The following is a 13,931-nucleotide window of genomic DNA, read 5'->3' as shown; positions in this document are numbered from 1 at the left end:
GTTGACTTTGGTACTACATAGTACCAAAATATACGGTACTGCGCAGTACCAATTGTACAGCTCAGTAAAATGTACTTTACTCATAGGGACATCCCTGAACTTTTGCCTAGTCAAAAGAATCCGAAGGAACACGTATGCGCACGCTCTCATTTCTATTTATTACCCTGTTACTCCTTGGTTGTAATGAACCAGCTAAAGAAATTACTAAACCTATTCGTCCGATAATGTGGACAAAAGTAGAAATAACTCCTTTTGAACAAATCCGTACTTTGTCTGGTATTGTTGCCCCCGTTGAAGCAACAAAGCTTAGTTTTGAAGTACAAGGTAAAATTAAAAGCATTGGAGTAAATTTAGGTGATGAAGTCGTTAAAGGGCAAGAACTTGCTCGATTAAACCAGCGTAACTTTAATTTGGGACTTCAGTCTGCCCAAGCGCAATATCAGCAAGCCAAAGCAACCTTAATTGATGCAGAAAATAGTCATACACGTTATGAAAAATTACTTAAGCAAGGTGTTGTATCACAGTCGGGCTTTGATAATGCTAAGGCTACTTTTGATGCAAGTAAAAGCGCCGCCGATGTTGCCCAAGCACAGTTGGATATTGCCAGTAAAAATTTACAAGATAGCATTTTATTAGCCCCCTATGACGGCATTATTACCAAACGATTATTTGAACCTTCTCAGCAAATATCTCCGGGAGAATCACTCTTTGAAATTGAGGGTAATCATGGTCTCGAAGTTCATATTTTAGTACCTGAAACCCTTATTCGAGAATTAAAGCAACATTCTCTTCTGCCTATTAACTTTCCGGTTTTACCTGAATTAACCATGCAAGGTCAGATCACAGAAATAGGCACTCGCGCTGAGTTTGCTAATGCCTTCCCGGTAACTGCTGTATTGCAAGGTGATAATCCTTTACTACGTGCTGGCATGACCGCTGAAGTGGACTTTTCTTTTTCGGGTACAGGTAGAACTGGTCATAAAGGTGATGTTATTCGTATTCCAGTAACCGCCTTAAGCGCTGGGTTAGCACAAAAATCTTATGTTTTTGTTTATAACGCTGAAAGTCAGCAAGTCATTAAAACTGAAGTCCAAACAGAAAACATTTTCAAAAATGAAGTATTCATATCCTCGGGCTTAAAACAAGGCGATATTATTGCTAACGCCGGTGTTGCCTTCTTGCGTGATGGTCAACAAGTCAGCTTGATAGATAACAGCATTCAGCGTTTTAATTAAGTCAGCATTAGGAATATTAATGAACATTACCCAACTGGCTTTTACCTACCGAAAAAGCGTATTTTTGATTATTGCTGTATTACTTGTTAATGGCCTTTTTGCCTACTTCACTCTACCCGCTCAAGAAGATCCAACCATTACTATTCGTGAAGCGATTGTCAGTACCTCTTTCCCCGGTATGGCACCGGATAGAATAGAACAGCTAATCACTAAAAAGCTAGAAGAAGAAATACGAAAAATACCACAGGTAAAAGAGATAAAATCTAGCTCGGCTACCGGCATATCTATAATTCACGTTAAAATTTATGACCGTTACTTTAATCTTGATGATATTTGGCAAAACCTTCGTAATAAAGTAACCGCTGCGCACAATAAAATGCCTTCCGGTACGCATACTCCTTTTGTTAACGATGAGTTTGGTGATGTCTCAGTTGTCACCTTAGCACTAACCGCAGATGGTTTTGATCTCGGTGAAATGTACGATATTGCACAACATATTCGCGATACTTTATATGGCGTAGAGGGTACTAAAAAGATTGAAATCTTAGGCCGCCAAGAAGAGCGTATATTCCTAGAGGCATCCAATGCCAAGCTTGCTCAGTTAGGTATTTCACCACAATCGCTTATCAGTGAATTGCAAAAACAAAATATTGTTCGCTCTGGTGGTCAAGTAAACACAGGGGCAATCAGTTTTATTGTTGAACCCTCAGGTAATTTCAATAGTCTCGCTGATATTGGCGATACTTATATCAGCATTCCAAATACTGAGGATTTTATTGCGCTAAAAGATGTTGTCTCTTTGCGCCGTGACTTTATCGACCCACCCGATAAAACGGCTTACTTAAATGGTCAATCAGCCATATTTTTTGCCATATCAATGTTGCCTGAAAACAACCTTTTAGAATACGCACCAAGAGTATTAGCAAAAATCAATGAAATTGAATCCAGTTTACCTATTGGTTACAATCTTGAAATTGCCACTTATCAGGCTGATCAAGTAGCAAAAACCATTAATGGTGTTTCAGTTAATGTATTACAAACGTTGGCTATTGTATTAGTAGTAGTGATTTTATTTTTAGGTTTACGAACGGGTCTAATTGTAGGCGCTATCGTACCTTTTGTTATGCTGACCACATTGAGCATAATGCAATTTAGTGACATGAAACTAGAACGAATGAGCTTAGCAACGCTTATTATCTCTTTGGGTTTATTAGTTGATAATGGCATTGTTATCGCTGAAGATTTCAAACGTCGATTAGAAGATGGCGTAGATCGTTATAATGCGATGTTGCAAGGCAGCAAAGAATTGGCAATTCCATTACTGAGTTCATCAGTAACAACGATTCTATTTTTCTTACCACTAATGTTGGCTGAACATGTTGCTGGTGAATATACCCGTTCCATCTCACTTGTTATTCTTATTACCTTGTTGACCAGCTGGATTTTAGCTTTATGTGTTACCCCGTTATTGTGTTATTTCTTTATTATCTTACCTAAAAATAAAAACGCTAAAAACAACGAATCTCACAAGCCGGACCCAGGTAAGTTTTATCGTTATTATGAAATGTTTTTACATTGGTTACTCAAACATAAAGCACTCTTTATGATGGCTATGTTAGCTTTATTTATGGGTTCAATAATATCTATGAAGTATGTCGCTAAACAATTTTTCCCTGATTCAGACCGTACCCAAATACTCGTCAACATTGACTTGCCAAATGGCACTTCATCTACTGAAACTAATCGCCAGATGAAGGAAATTTTCACTTGGCTAGAGGATGATGAACGCTTTAGTTTTATTGAGAGTTATTCCGCTTATGTTGGCTTTAGTGGTCCAAGATTTGTCATGTCGCTTAACCCTGAAGACCCGGCACAAAATAAAGGTTTTATGGTATTAAACGTTAAAGATAATACTGATATCAGTGCAACTGTACTTAAACTTGATGAGCAAATTGAGCATAAGTTTCCTAACGTATCTGCACGCGTTAAAAAAATGTTTTTAGGGCCTTCTGACTCAAGTACCATTAAAATTCAAGTAAAAGGACCTGACAAAGAAGTTATCTACAATAAAGCTCAACAGATAATGGCCGTATTACACGATGTTCCCAATACCCTTGATATACGAACCGATTGGGAAAATTTAATTACTAAAATTGATGTGCAAATAGATCAGCATAGAGCAAAGCGATCGGGCCTAACGTCTGAAGAAATTGCCCAAGCGCTAGAAGCTTACTTCTCCGGCTCGAAGATTACTGAATTTCGAGAAGGCGATAATGTTATTCCCGTAGTGTTACGAGCAGAGCAAGCAGAACGTCAAAACCTGGATAGGCTTAGAACGCTTAATATTTACTCGAATAAAACAGGGCAAACAGTACCTTTATTTCAAGTGGCTAATTTAGCGCCGTACAATCAATTTTCAATTATTCATCACGAAGACTTGTTCCGTACTATTAGTATTCAAGCGAGAAACTCTGATGTGGCTGCAGAAGATCTTAAGTTAATTATTGATGCCCAAATTCAGGCCTTAGCCGCTGATTTGCCGCTAAATCATAGTATTGAATATGATGGCGTAATTAAGGAGTCACGTGCGGCTCAAAAGGCCTTAGGTGCCAGCATGCCGATAGTATTAGGTTTGATCTTAATATTATTGGTGGCGCAATTTAATTCTTTTAGACAAGCGGCAGTGATCACCTTAACTATTCCACTATCATTTATCGGTGCTGTGTTAGGCCTATTTTTGATGCAAGCACCTTTTGGTTTCATGGTTACCTTAGGGCTATATAGTTTAGCGGGAATTATTATCAATAACGCCATTGTATTGATTGATAGAATTAAAATTGAAACAGCGTCGGGTAAATCTGATTATCAAGCGGTGGTTGATGCGTGTTTAACACGACTCCGTCCGATTGCTATGACAACCATCACCACGGTGATGGGACTATTGCCTTTGATTATTGGTAAGGATCCATTATTTTACGGCATGGCAAACGTAATTGCCTTTGGTCTAGGCATTGGCACTATTCTAACCTTAGCGGTAGTTCCTGCACTGTACTGTGGCTTTTATAAAATTACGGATACTCGCAGTAGTTCAGCTAAGCCTACATTAGCTTAGTTAGTAAATAGTCACTTAACTTTAAATATCCTAAATACAAAAAACCAATTTTCTCTAACGAGAGGCTTGGTTTTTTTCGTGTATAGTTAACACTATCGAATGCATTTGAAGTACTCAATTGTGTACAAGGTACAATATTTACCGCTAATAAATATGTCATAATTTTCTGATAACTAACAAGGATACTCAATTAAGATAAACTTTGTTAAACTGCTTAATATAAATGTTACCCCGCCCTGCTTCCAAAAGCACAATATAAAGATGACAAAATGACAGAAACAACACCTTCAACTTTCCCTAGAGCTGGCTTTCGCCGTCGCTTTGGCTCATGGATTTACGATCTACTTATTGTTATCGCAATTTTTATGCTTTCAGGCTATGTCTGTGTTGCGTTGTTTGTAGCCTTAGACGCTGCAGGTGTAATCGCCATCACACGCAGTGGCTTTGGTATAGATTGGAATGCCACACATATTGCTTACAAAGTAGCTTTTAATACCTGGTGTGTCGCATGGGTTTGTATATTTTTCGTTTATTTTTGGGCTATAAAAGGTCAAACATTAGGTATGAGGGCCTGGAGGTTACGTGTGCAAAACTTTGATGGTTCATTAATAAGTAAAACATCAGCCATTAAACGCTTAGTACCTACACTACTTGGTTTAGGCAGTTTGATTGTACTCTTCGATAGAAAAAACAAATTAAGTCTACAAGACAGACTAACAAATACTGAAGTGGTATTGCTTTCACTAGAAGCCAATAGAGGCCGCTTATAGCCAGAAGTAGTCAATAGAATATTGATTTACAAAACGCTATTCCAATGATGAATAGCGTTTATTATTAGAATAAACTTACCTAGTACACTTTACAGCGACTAAAGGTGTTATGCGCCTTTCTTGCCAATAATATAACCAGCAACACTCACAAAAATAAGGCTTGGCATCATTGCCCCAAGAACTGGAGGTAATTGATAAACTAAGCTTAATGAGCCGAGCACTTCATTAGAGATGAAAAATAAAATCCCAGTGAATACCCCCATCATAATACGTGCGCCCATTGAAACTGAACGTAATGGACCAAAAATAAATGATAAGGCGACTAGCAGCATTACCGCAACGGTTAATGGTTGCATAATCTTTCGCCAAAAAGCTAGCTCGTAACGACTAGGGTCTTGTTCATTGGCTTCTAAATAATCTAAGTAATCAATCAAACCACGCAGAGAAAGTGACTCGGGAGTAACCGTAACTACACCCAATTTTTTCGGTGTTAGCGATGAGTTCCAAATTTTCTTCTCATGATTTTTAGTGATAATTTCGCCATCAGTTAATACAAACTCTTCCACATCAGTAAGTAACCAGCTTTTGTCTTGATAAATTGCACTTTTAGCAGAAAGCCAACTATCAATTTTTAACTTTTCATTGAAGCCATAAATTTGTACTTTCTTTAATTTCCCTTTGTCCAAGACTTCACCAATATTAACAAAATAGTCACCGTCTTTAGCCCAAACACCATTCTTAGACGCAATTAAACTACCACCAGAGATCGCTTGTGCACGAATTTCACGTGCTTTCGCTTCACCGCTGGGCGCCAACCATTCACCAATAGCCATACTGACAATAATTAATAAAACAGCGGTTTTCATCACCGATTTAATAATATCTAAGCGTGATAAACCGGCTGCTTGCATTACAATGAGCTCACTATTACTCGCTAACATGCCTATACCGATCAAACCGCCAATAAGTGCCGACATAGGGAAAAACACTTCTACATCACGCGGCACAGCATAAAGTACATATAATGCGGCATGGGCTAAGTCATAATTACCTCGTCCTATGGCACGCATTTGCTCAACAAACTTAATAATGCCACTGACGCTAACAAAAACAGCTAAGGTAACAAAAGTTGTAGAGGCGATTACACGACCAATATAAACATCAAGAATGCGCATTAATGTTTCTCGCCTTGATCAGTTCTATCAGCCGACTTATGCTTTTTATTCCTAAAGCTTGGCAATTTAGCTTTGATAATTCGCCCACTACTTCGCTCTTTCATTAACAACATAACCCCGACAAATAAGGCACTTATGTGTATAGGCCACAACCCAACCACACTTGGAATCGCATTCTTTTCAATAGCTGAACGCATTGACGTTAGCAATAATAAATACCCTAAAAACAACATCAAGGCTGGTAGCATTTTGGCAAATTTCCCTTGCCTTGGGTTAACCACACTTAACGGCACGGCGATAAAAACAAGAATAATACAAGCTAAAGGAAAAGCGATGCGCCATTGAATAGTTGCGCGATAAGCTGAATCTAACTCGGGAGGAATATTGGTATACAACTCCAGCGTTGTTAAGGCGCTTAATTTTCGGTGCTGATGTTCAACTTCTTGATCTTTAATTTGTATATAATATTTGTCGAACGCCACTGACTGGAATTCTTTACTGTCAATATCTCTGTGGTAACGAATACCATCACCAAGCACTAACTGTTGAGAGCCCTGCTCATCTTCAAAAACCTTACCAGTTTTAGCGTACACTAAACTCGAGTTGATAATACTTGCCTCAGTATTGTCACCCTTAGGTAACTGAGCTACAAATACCTTATTGAAGCTATTGGTTTTTCGGTCTTTATCATGAATAAAAACCACCGCATCTTGATTACCCGTTTGTTGAAATCGCCCAGAAACTAACGCACTCAGCCCTGAATCGGCTGCGAGCTCTTCTTTAACAGTATATTGGTATTCCGAAGCTAGCGGCGCAAGGTATAAAGTGAAAATACCCGTAAGAATAGCAGTAATAACCGCCAGCACTAACGTCACTCGCACAACATACCACTCACTAACACCACAGGCATGTAGTACGGTCATTTCACTGTCCGCATAAATACGGCCATAAGCAAGTAAAACACCTAAAAATAAGCTAAGAGGAAGAATAAACCCGGCAAGGTCAGGTATTTTTAAGACGATAAAAGTCATCACCAGTTGCCCAGGAATACTTCCTTCTGAAGCATCACCTAGCACACGGACAAATTTTTGACTGATAAAAATAGTCATCAACACAAAAAACACAGCTAATTGTGTTTTGGCGACTTCTTTTAATAAATAACGAAAAATGATCACAAAAAGATCCCGTAAAAACTTAGTTTTTTTCTGACATATTGGCAAATATTGAGTAAACTTGTCGTTTTCATAAGTAAACTATATAGTCAGTGTCTAACTAATATTGGTGAGTGCGACTATAATTATAGCCCTTAGCGATATCAATTGAATAGACAAGAGTGCTATTTTTTACTTATTTTAGCAAGTTATACCAAACAGATTGGTATTAGGCTAAATAAACACCTTATAAAATTGTAAAAGGAAAAGTCATGGAGTTCAGTGTAAAAAGCGGCAGTCCCGAAAAACAACGTAGCGCTTGTATTGTTGTTGGTGTTTTTGAACCACGCAGACTTAGCGGTACAGCCGAACAGCTTGATGAAATCAGTGAAGGCTACATTAGCAACCTTTTACGCAAAGGCGATTTAGAAGGTAAATCAGGGCAGATGTTATTATTGCATCACGTGCCTAATATCTTAAGTGAACGCGTTTTATTAGTTGGCTGTGGTAAAGAAAGAGAACTTGATGAACGTCAATACCGTCAAATAATTACCAAAACAATTAACACCTTAAATGAAACAGGTTCAATGGAAGCCGTATGCTTTTTATCTGAATTACACGTCAAAGGTCGCGATATTTATTGGAAGGTGCGCCAGGCAGTTGAAGCAGCACAAGATGGTTTATATAGTTTCGACAGTTTGAAAACCCGCAAAGCAGAGCCTCGTCGTCCTTTACGTAAAATTATTTTTAATGTACCAACGCGCCGTGAACTACCTATTGGTGAACGGGCAGTTACTCATGCTTTAGCCATTTCAGAAGGTATTACTACCTGTAAAAATGTTGCTAATATGCCACCCAACATTTGTAATCCGGCTTATCTTGCTGAACAAGCCAAGATTCTTGAAAATGATTATGACAACGTTACGACGACGATTGTTAACGAAAAAGAAATGGAAGAGCTTGGTATGGGTTCATACTTAGCTGTTGGTCGTGGTTCCGTCAACGAATCATTAATGAGCATCATTAAATATGATGGTGGTGCAGATGATGCGAAGCCATTGGTATTAGTGGGTAAAGGTTTAACGTTTGACAGTGGTGGTATTTCATTAAAACCAGGCGCTGGCATGGACGAAATGAAATATGACATGGGTGGTGCTGCAGGTGTATTAGGTGCTATGCATGCATTAGCTGAGTTACAATTACCCATCAATGTTATTGGTGTTTTAGCTGGCTGTGAAAACATGCCAAGCAGTAACGCATATCGCCCTGGAGACATATTAACAACTATGTCTGGTCAAACAGTTGAAGTACTTAATACCGATGCTGAAGGCCGATTAGTTTTATGTGATGCACTTACCTATGTTGAACGTTTTAATCCTGATGCAGTTATTGATGTAGCCACCTTAACAGGTGCTTGTGTTGTTGCTTTAGGCGCACATGCAACAGGCCTGCTAAGTAGTCATAATCCTCTTGCCCATGAGTTATTAAATGCTTCAGAACAAAGTGGCGACAGAGCTTGGCGCTTGCCGTTATGGGATGACTATCAAGACCAACTTGAAAGTCCATTTGCTGACTTTACCAATTTAGGTGGCAAAGAAGCGGGTACTATTACTGCGGCTTGTTTCTTATCTAAATTTACTAAGAAATATAACTGGGCTCACTTAGATATAGCGGGTACAGCATGGCGAAGCGGTAAAAACAAAGGCTCAACAGGTCGCCCTGTAAGTATGCTAACGCAGTTTTTACTTAACCGTTCTGGACAAGAACAAGGCGAGTAAATAGCCAGAGTAAATTGATATAAAAAAGAATAAGCCCGAGTAGTTAACTACTCGGGCTTATACCTACACCACATGAAAATACTTGTTTCAGGAAACCTGAGCGAATCAGAATCAAGGCACATTTTTTATTAATGGTTGTTCCCTTAAAAACAAATGTAACGATGAGTATGGTTTGCTCCGGCTTACCCAAAGGGCTGGTTTATAAACGCTTTAGGCTACGTTTTTGATTTCGACAATAGAATAACTATTATCTTCAATCAACGCCTTGCCTAAAAGCGCTTATAATTCCAGCTGAACCCTGTATTTTCAAGTGGCTTGGGTAGTTATACTTAAATTAGGCGAACTTAATTAGGCAAGAATGATGCAAACCCAAGTAATGTTTTATCTACTTAAGGATGATGTAACAGATGAGAAAGAAGAAGATACTCGTTCTGCGATGTATCATGCTTGTTTGCAAGCCAGTTATTTTTATCGTCAAAATCAGCGTGTCTATATTTATGCACAAGACCAGCAACATGCTGAACAAATTGATGAGATGCTTTGGGCATTTGATAGCGACAGTTTTGTACCACACAACCTAGTTGGTGAAGGTCCAAAACAAGGCGCAATTGTTGAGATAGGTTATCAAACACCACAAGGGCGACGTCCTGTGCTTATTAATTTAAATAGTGAAGTACCTAACTTTGCCAACCAATTTCAATTTATTGTTGATTTTGTACCCAGTGATGAAACACGTAAACAACAAGCGAGAGAACGCTTTAAAACTTGCCGACAACAGGGTTTTCAAGTTGATAACCAAGCGGTAACAATGCCCGCCTCTGTAGCAGGAGATTCCACTAGTTAGCGGCTTCTCTTTATACAATAGCTCGCACAAAGACAAACTAGAAGATGAGATAAACACAAAACAAAGACCTAATTCAATAAACGTTGCATTTACTTTGCTGAACTTTTACTGGTAAAGATTACTGATAATTTTACTAATAAACTTGCGGCAACAAAATATCGAACAACTATTAAACCTATTACCGGATAAAATGATGGAAAAAACCTTTAACCCTACCGATATTGAACAGTCCCTTTATACTAGCTGGGAAGAGCAAGGATACTTCAGCCCAACGGGTGAAGGTGAAAGTTACAGTATTGCTATTCCACCACCGAATGTTACTGGTAGCTTACATATGGGTCATGCTTTTCAGCAAACCATCATGGATACCCTTATTCGTTATCAACGTATGCAAGGTAAAAATACCTTATGGCAAACCGGTTGCGATCATGCTGGTATCGCAACACAAATGGTCGTTGAACGTAAAATTGCCGCAGAAGAAGGTAAAACGCGCCATGACTATGGTCGGACAGGTTTTATCGATAAAATTTGGGAATGGAAAGAAGAATCTGGCGGCACTATTGGCAAACAAATGCGCCGCTTAGGGAACTCTATCGATTGGACTCGCGAACGCTTTACTATGGATGACGGTATGTCTGAAGCAGTACAAGAAGTTTTTGTACGCTTATTTGAAGATGATCTTATTTACCGTGGAAAGCGCCTAGTCAACTGGGATCCAAAATTCCATACTGCTATTTCTGATCTAGAAGTAGAAAATAAAGACAAAAAAGGCCACATGTGGCACTTGCGTTACCCATTAGCTGACGGTGCAAAAACAGCGGAAGGTCTTGATTATTTAGTGGTTGCCACAACACGACCTGAAACTATGCTTGGTGATACAGGTGTTGCAGTAAACCCTGAAGATCCTCGTTATAAAGACCTCATTGGCAAACAAGTATTATTACCCTTAGTTAACCGATTAATTCCGATTGTTGGCGATGATCATGCCGATATGGATAAAGGCACGGGTTGTGTAAAAATCACTCCTGCTCATGACTTTAACGATAATGAAGTGGGTAAGCGTCACGCGCTTCCACAAATCAACATTTTTGATAAAGACGCGGCTGTTTTAACCACTGCTGAAGTTTATGATACTAAAGGTGAAGCCTGTAATGCATACGATGCTGCATTACCCGCAGAATTTGCTGGAATGGACCGTTTTGTTGCCCGTAAGGCTATCGTCGCTAAGTTTGACGAATTAGGATTACTCGTTGAAGTAAAAGACCATGATTTAGTTGCTCCTTACGGTGATAGATCTGGCGTTATCATTGAGCCACTTCTCACTGACCAATGGTATGTTCGTGTTGAAAAATTAGCGGGTCCTGCTGTTGAAGCAGTTAAAGATGGTCAAATTGAATTTGTACCTAAACAATATGAAAACATGTATTTTTCATGGATGAATAACATTCAAGATTGGTGTATTTCACGCCAATTATGGTGGGGACATAGAATCCCAGCTTGGTATGACGAAAATGGTAAAGTGTATGTAGGCCGAACAGAAGAAGAAGTTCGTGCAAATAATGACATTGCTGCTGATATGAAGTTAAGACAAGATGAAGATGTACTTGATACTTGGTTCTCATCAGCATTATGGACATTCTCCACATTAGGCTGGCCAAAAGAAACTGAAGATTTAAAAACGTTCCACCCTACCGATGTATTGGTAACAGGTTTTGACATCATTTTCTTCTGGGTTGCTCGCATGATCATGATGACTATGCACTTCAACAAAGATGAAAATGGTAAAGCGCAAATACCTTTTAAGAAAGTCTATATGACCGGTCTTATTCGCGATGAAAATGGCGATAAGATGAGTAAGTCAAAAGGTAACGTTGTTGATCCGTTAGATATGATTGATGGTATTTCTCTTGAAGATTTATTGAAGAAACGTACCGGTAATATGATGCAGCCTAAGTTGGCTGCGAAAATTGAAAAGCTTACCAAAAAAGAATATCCAGAAGGTATCGAAGCTCACGGTACTGATGCTTTACGCTTTACTTTAACGTCTGTTGCGACCACGGGTCGTGATATTAGCTGGGATATGAAGCGTCTTGAAGGTTACCGTAACTTTACCAATAAGTTATGGAATGCTAGCCGATACGTTATGATGAATACCGAAGAATTTGATTGCGGAAAAGACGGAAGCGAAATGGAATTATCGCTTGCGGATCGTTGGATCATAGGCCAATTCGAGCAAACAGTAAAAACGGTCCATGAAGCTTTTGATACTTATCGTTTCGATCTTGCCTCACAAGCTTTGTATGAATTTACCTGGAACCAGTTCTGTGATTGGTATTTAGAGCTTACTAAGCCAGTATTATTTAAAGGTAATGAAGCGCAACAGCGTGGCACCCGTCATACCTTAGTAAACGTTTTAGAAGGTTTGTTACGTTTAATGCACCCTATCATGCCGTTTATTACTGAAACCATTTGGCAGCGTGTTCAGCCATTAAGTAATTTTAGTAAACAGGGTGATTCAATCATGATTCAGGCTTTCCCACAATTTAACGAAAATAATTGTGACCAGCAAGCCATCGACGATTTAGAGTGGGTTAAACAATTCATCATTGCCATTCGAAATATCCGTGGTGAAATGGACATATCGCCAAGCAGAGAATTGCCCGTATTACTTAAGAATGTAAATGACAACGATCAACGTCGTTTAAATGAGAATGAACAATTCTTAAGTTCACTAGCAAAACTTGAAAGCATTACCGTGTTAGCCGTAAACGAGCAAGGTCCAGCCTCAGCATCTGCTTTAGTTGGTGATTTATCTGTACTTATTCCGATGGCTGGTTTAATTGATAAAGAAGCTGAACTGGCTCGTTTAGATAAAGCGATGGACAAGCTTGAAAAAGATGCGGCGAGAACACGTGGCAAGCTTAGCAATGACAGTTTTGTTGCTAAAGCACCTGCAGCGGTTATTGATAAAGAAAAAGCGAAACTCGCGGAAGCTGAATCTGCACTGGCTAAAATGCAAGAGCAAAAAGAGCAAATAGCAGCGCTTTGATATAAAAAGATAAGTTAAATAGATAAGCTAAAAAATAAAAATGACGGCTACCTTAAATAGCCGTCATTATTATTGTTTTCCACTGCCTACTCTCTTCCAAATCAACCTCCAGTACTATTAAGATTGGCTTTGATAGCCACTCTCATTTACAGAAAGAAAAATTGAACTAATCTGATTTTTTATAAAGCAAATTAAAAACAACTATGTTAGACTACTTTCGCGTTGAGTTCTTGCGTTGCAGATGAAGGTTTATACTGACTTTTGTTGTAGGTTTTCTATCTGATGCACATAGTGTATTGATATAGTGATTATTCTACACAGGCAGATTTAGACAATGCAAACTATTGTTTGAAGCAATGATTGTGTCGAATATGGTTTGTTTCCTTCCTCTTCCTGTACTTTTTGGTAGAGGGCACTTACTCGGGTGAAAACGGTTTCTACCTAATATTGGGCTAGAACCACAATATTATTTTATGATTACAGGAAAATGTTAGTATGTCTGATACAGTTACTGGTAAAGTTAAATTTTTCAACGAAACTAAAGGTTTCGGTTTTATAGAGCAAGAAAATGGTCCTGACGTGTTTGTTCACTTCAGCGCTATCTCTGGAGACGGTTTCCGTACTCTAGCTGACGGTCAAGCAGTTACTTTTACTGTTAAACAAGGTCAAAAAGGCCCTGAAGCAGAAAACGTACTAGCTGTATAAGTTTAACTTATAAGCTAATCTAAAAAAACGAAGTATGAGTTTAACTCGTCCTTCGTTTTTTTATGTCTGCAGTTTAAGAAAGTCAAAAAACGCTTAGATCAAAAAGGCTAAC

At 38.7% G+C, this 13,931-nt stretch carries 9 protein-coding genes; 7 read left to right on the top strand and 2 right to left on the bottom strand.

Going from position 1 to position 13,931, the window contains the following annotated elements; translation table 11 throughout:
* Positions 1-134: 134 nt before the first annotated feature.
* From CXF71_RS15295 to CXF71_RS15285, 3 genes are all read left to right on the top strand, one after another.
* On the top strand, positions 135-1,235 hold the full coding sequence (locus CXF71_RS15295; protein WP_101233812.1) for an efflux RND transporter periplasmic adaptor subunit: 1,101 nt from the start codon (positions 135-137) through the stop codon (positions 1,233-1,235).
* 19 nt (positions 1,236-1,254) lie between these two features.
* Entirely contained in the window at positions 1,255-4,347 is a 3,093-nt protein-coding gene (locus CXF71_RS15290; protein WP_101233811.1) for an efflux RND transporter permease subunit, read from the top strand.
* A gap of 269 nt (positions 4,348-4,616) precedes the next feature.
* Positions 4,617-5,117, top strand: a complete 501-nt coding sequence (locus CXF71_RS15285) for an RDD family protein (protein WP_101233810.1) — start codon at positions 4,617-4,619, stop codon at positions 5,115-5,117.
* Positions 5,118-5,224: 107 nt separating this feature from the next.
* Here the strand turns inward: CXF71_RS15285 and lptG are convergent, their stop codons facing one another.
* Together lptG and lptF are read right to left on the bottom strand one after the other, a co-directional pair.
* Complete coding sequence (gene lptG / locus CXF71_RS15280) at positions 5,225-6,292, bottom strand: LPS export ABC transporter permease LptG (RefSeq protein WP_101233809.1); 1,068 nt, start codon at positions 6,290-6,292, stop codon at positions 5,225-5,227.
* A complete protein-coding gene (lptF, locus tag CXF71_RS15275) occupies positions 6,292-7,467 on the bottom strand; it encodes an LPS export ABC transporter permease LptF (RefSeq protein WP_101233808.1) in 1,176 nt (391 codons plus the stop codon). The genes lptG and lptF overlap by 1 nt, the downstream gene beginning before the upstream one ends.
* 248 nt (positions 7,468-7,715) lie before the next feature.
* On the opposite strand from lptF, the gene pepA reads away from it, so the two are divergent.
* The 4 genes from pepA (at position 7,716) to CXF71_RS15255 (ending at position 13,819) form a co-directional block, all read left to right on the top strand.
* Complete coding sequence (pepA, locus tag CXF71_RS15270; protein ID WP_101233807.1) at positions 7,716-9,221, top strand: leucyl aminopeptidase; 1,506 nt, start codon at positions 7,716-7,718, stop codon at positions 9,219-9,221.
* 358 nt (positions 9,222-9,579) lie between these two features.
* The gene (locus tag CXF71_RS15265) at positions 9,580-10,065 is read left to right on the top strand and encodes a DNA polymerase III subunit chi (protein WP_101233806.1); all 486 of its coding nucleotides are present in this window, start codon (positions 9,580-9,582) and stop codon (positions 10,063-10,065) included.
* A gap of 193 nt (positions 10,066-10,258) precedes the next feature.
* Positions 10,259-13,114, top strand: a complete 2,856-nt coding sequence (locus CXF71_RS15260) for a valine--tRNA ligase (protein ID WP_101233805.1) — start codon at positions 10,259-10,261, stop codon at positions 13,112-13,114.
* A gap of 495 nt (positions 13,115-13,609) precedes the next feature.
* A complete protein-coding gene (locus CXF71_RS15255) occupies positions 13,610-13,819 on the top strand; it encodes a cold-shock protein (RefSeq protein WP_011041587.1) in 210 nt (69 codons plus the stop codon).
* Positions 13,820-13,931: the final 112 nt, after the last annotated feature.

The organism is Colwellia sp. 12G3 (genome assembly GCF_002836775.1).
Classification (GTDB): Bacteria; Pseudomonadota; Gammaproteobacteria; order Enterobacterales; family Alteromonadaceae; genus Colwellia.
Note: the sequence above shows the minus strand (reverse complement) of the source record. Positions and strands in the feature narration are given on the sequence as shown.

Coding starts and splice junctions, on each gene's coding strand:
- CXF71_RS15295 (WP_101233812.1), top strand. CDS start 135: ATGCGCACGCTCTCATTTCTATTTATTACCCTGTTACTCCTTGGTTGT.
- CXF71_RS15290 (WP_101233811.1), top strand. CDS start 1,255: ATGAACATTACCCAACTGGCTTTTACCTACCGAAAAAGCGTATTTTTG.
- CXF71_RS15285 (WP_101233810.1), top strand. CDS start 4,617: ATGACAGAAACAACACCTTCAACTTTCCCTAGAGCTGGCTTTCGCCGT.
- lptG (WP_101233809.1), bottom strand. CDS start 6,292: ATGCGCATTCTTGATGTTTATATTGGTCGTGTAATCGCCTCTACAACT.
- pepA (WP_101233807.1), top strand. CDS start 7,716: ATGGAGTTCAGTGTAAAAAGCGGCAGTCCCGAAAAACAACGTAGCGCT.
- CXF71_RS15265 (WP_101233806.1), top strand. CDS start 9,580: ATGATGCAAACCCAAGTAATGTTTTATCTACTTAAGGATGATGTAACA.
- CXF71_RS15260 (WP_101233805.1), top strand. CDS start 10,259: ATGGAAAAAACCTTTAACCCTACCGATATTGAACAGTCCCTTTATACT.
- CXF71_RS15255 (WP_011041587.1), top strand. CDS start 13,610: ATGTCTGATACAGTTACTGGTAAAGTTAAATTTTTCAACGAAACTAAA.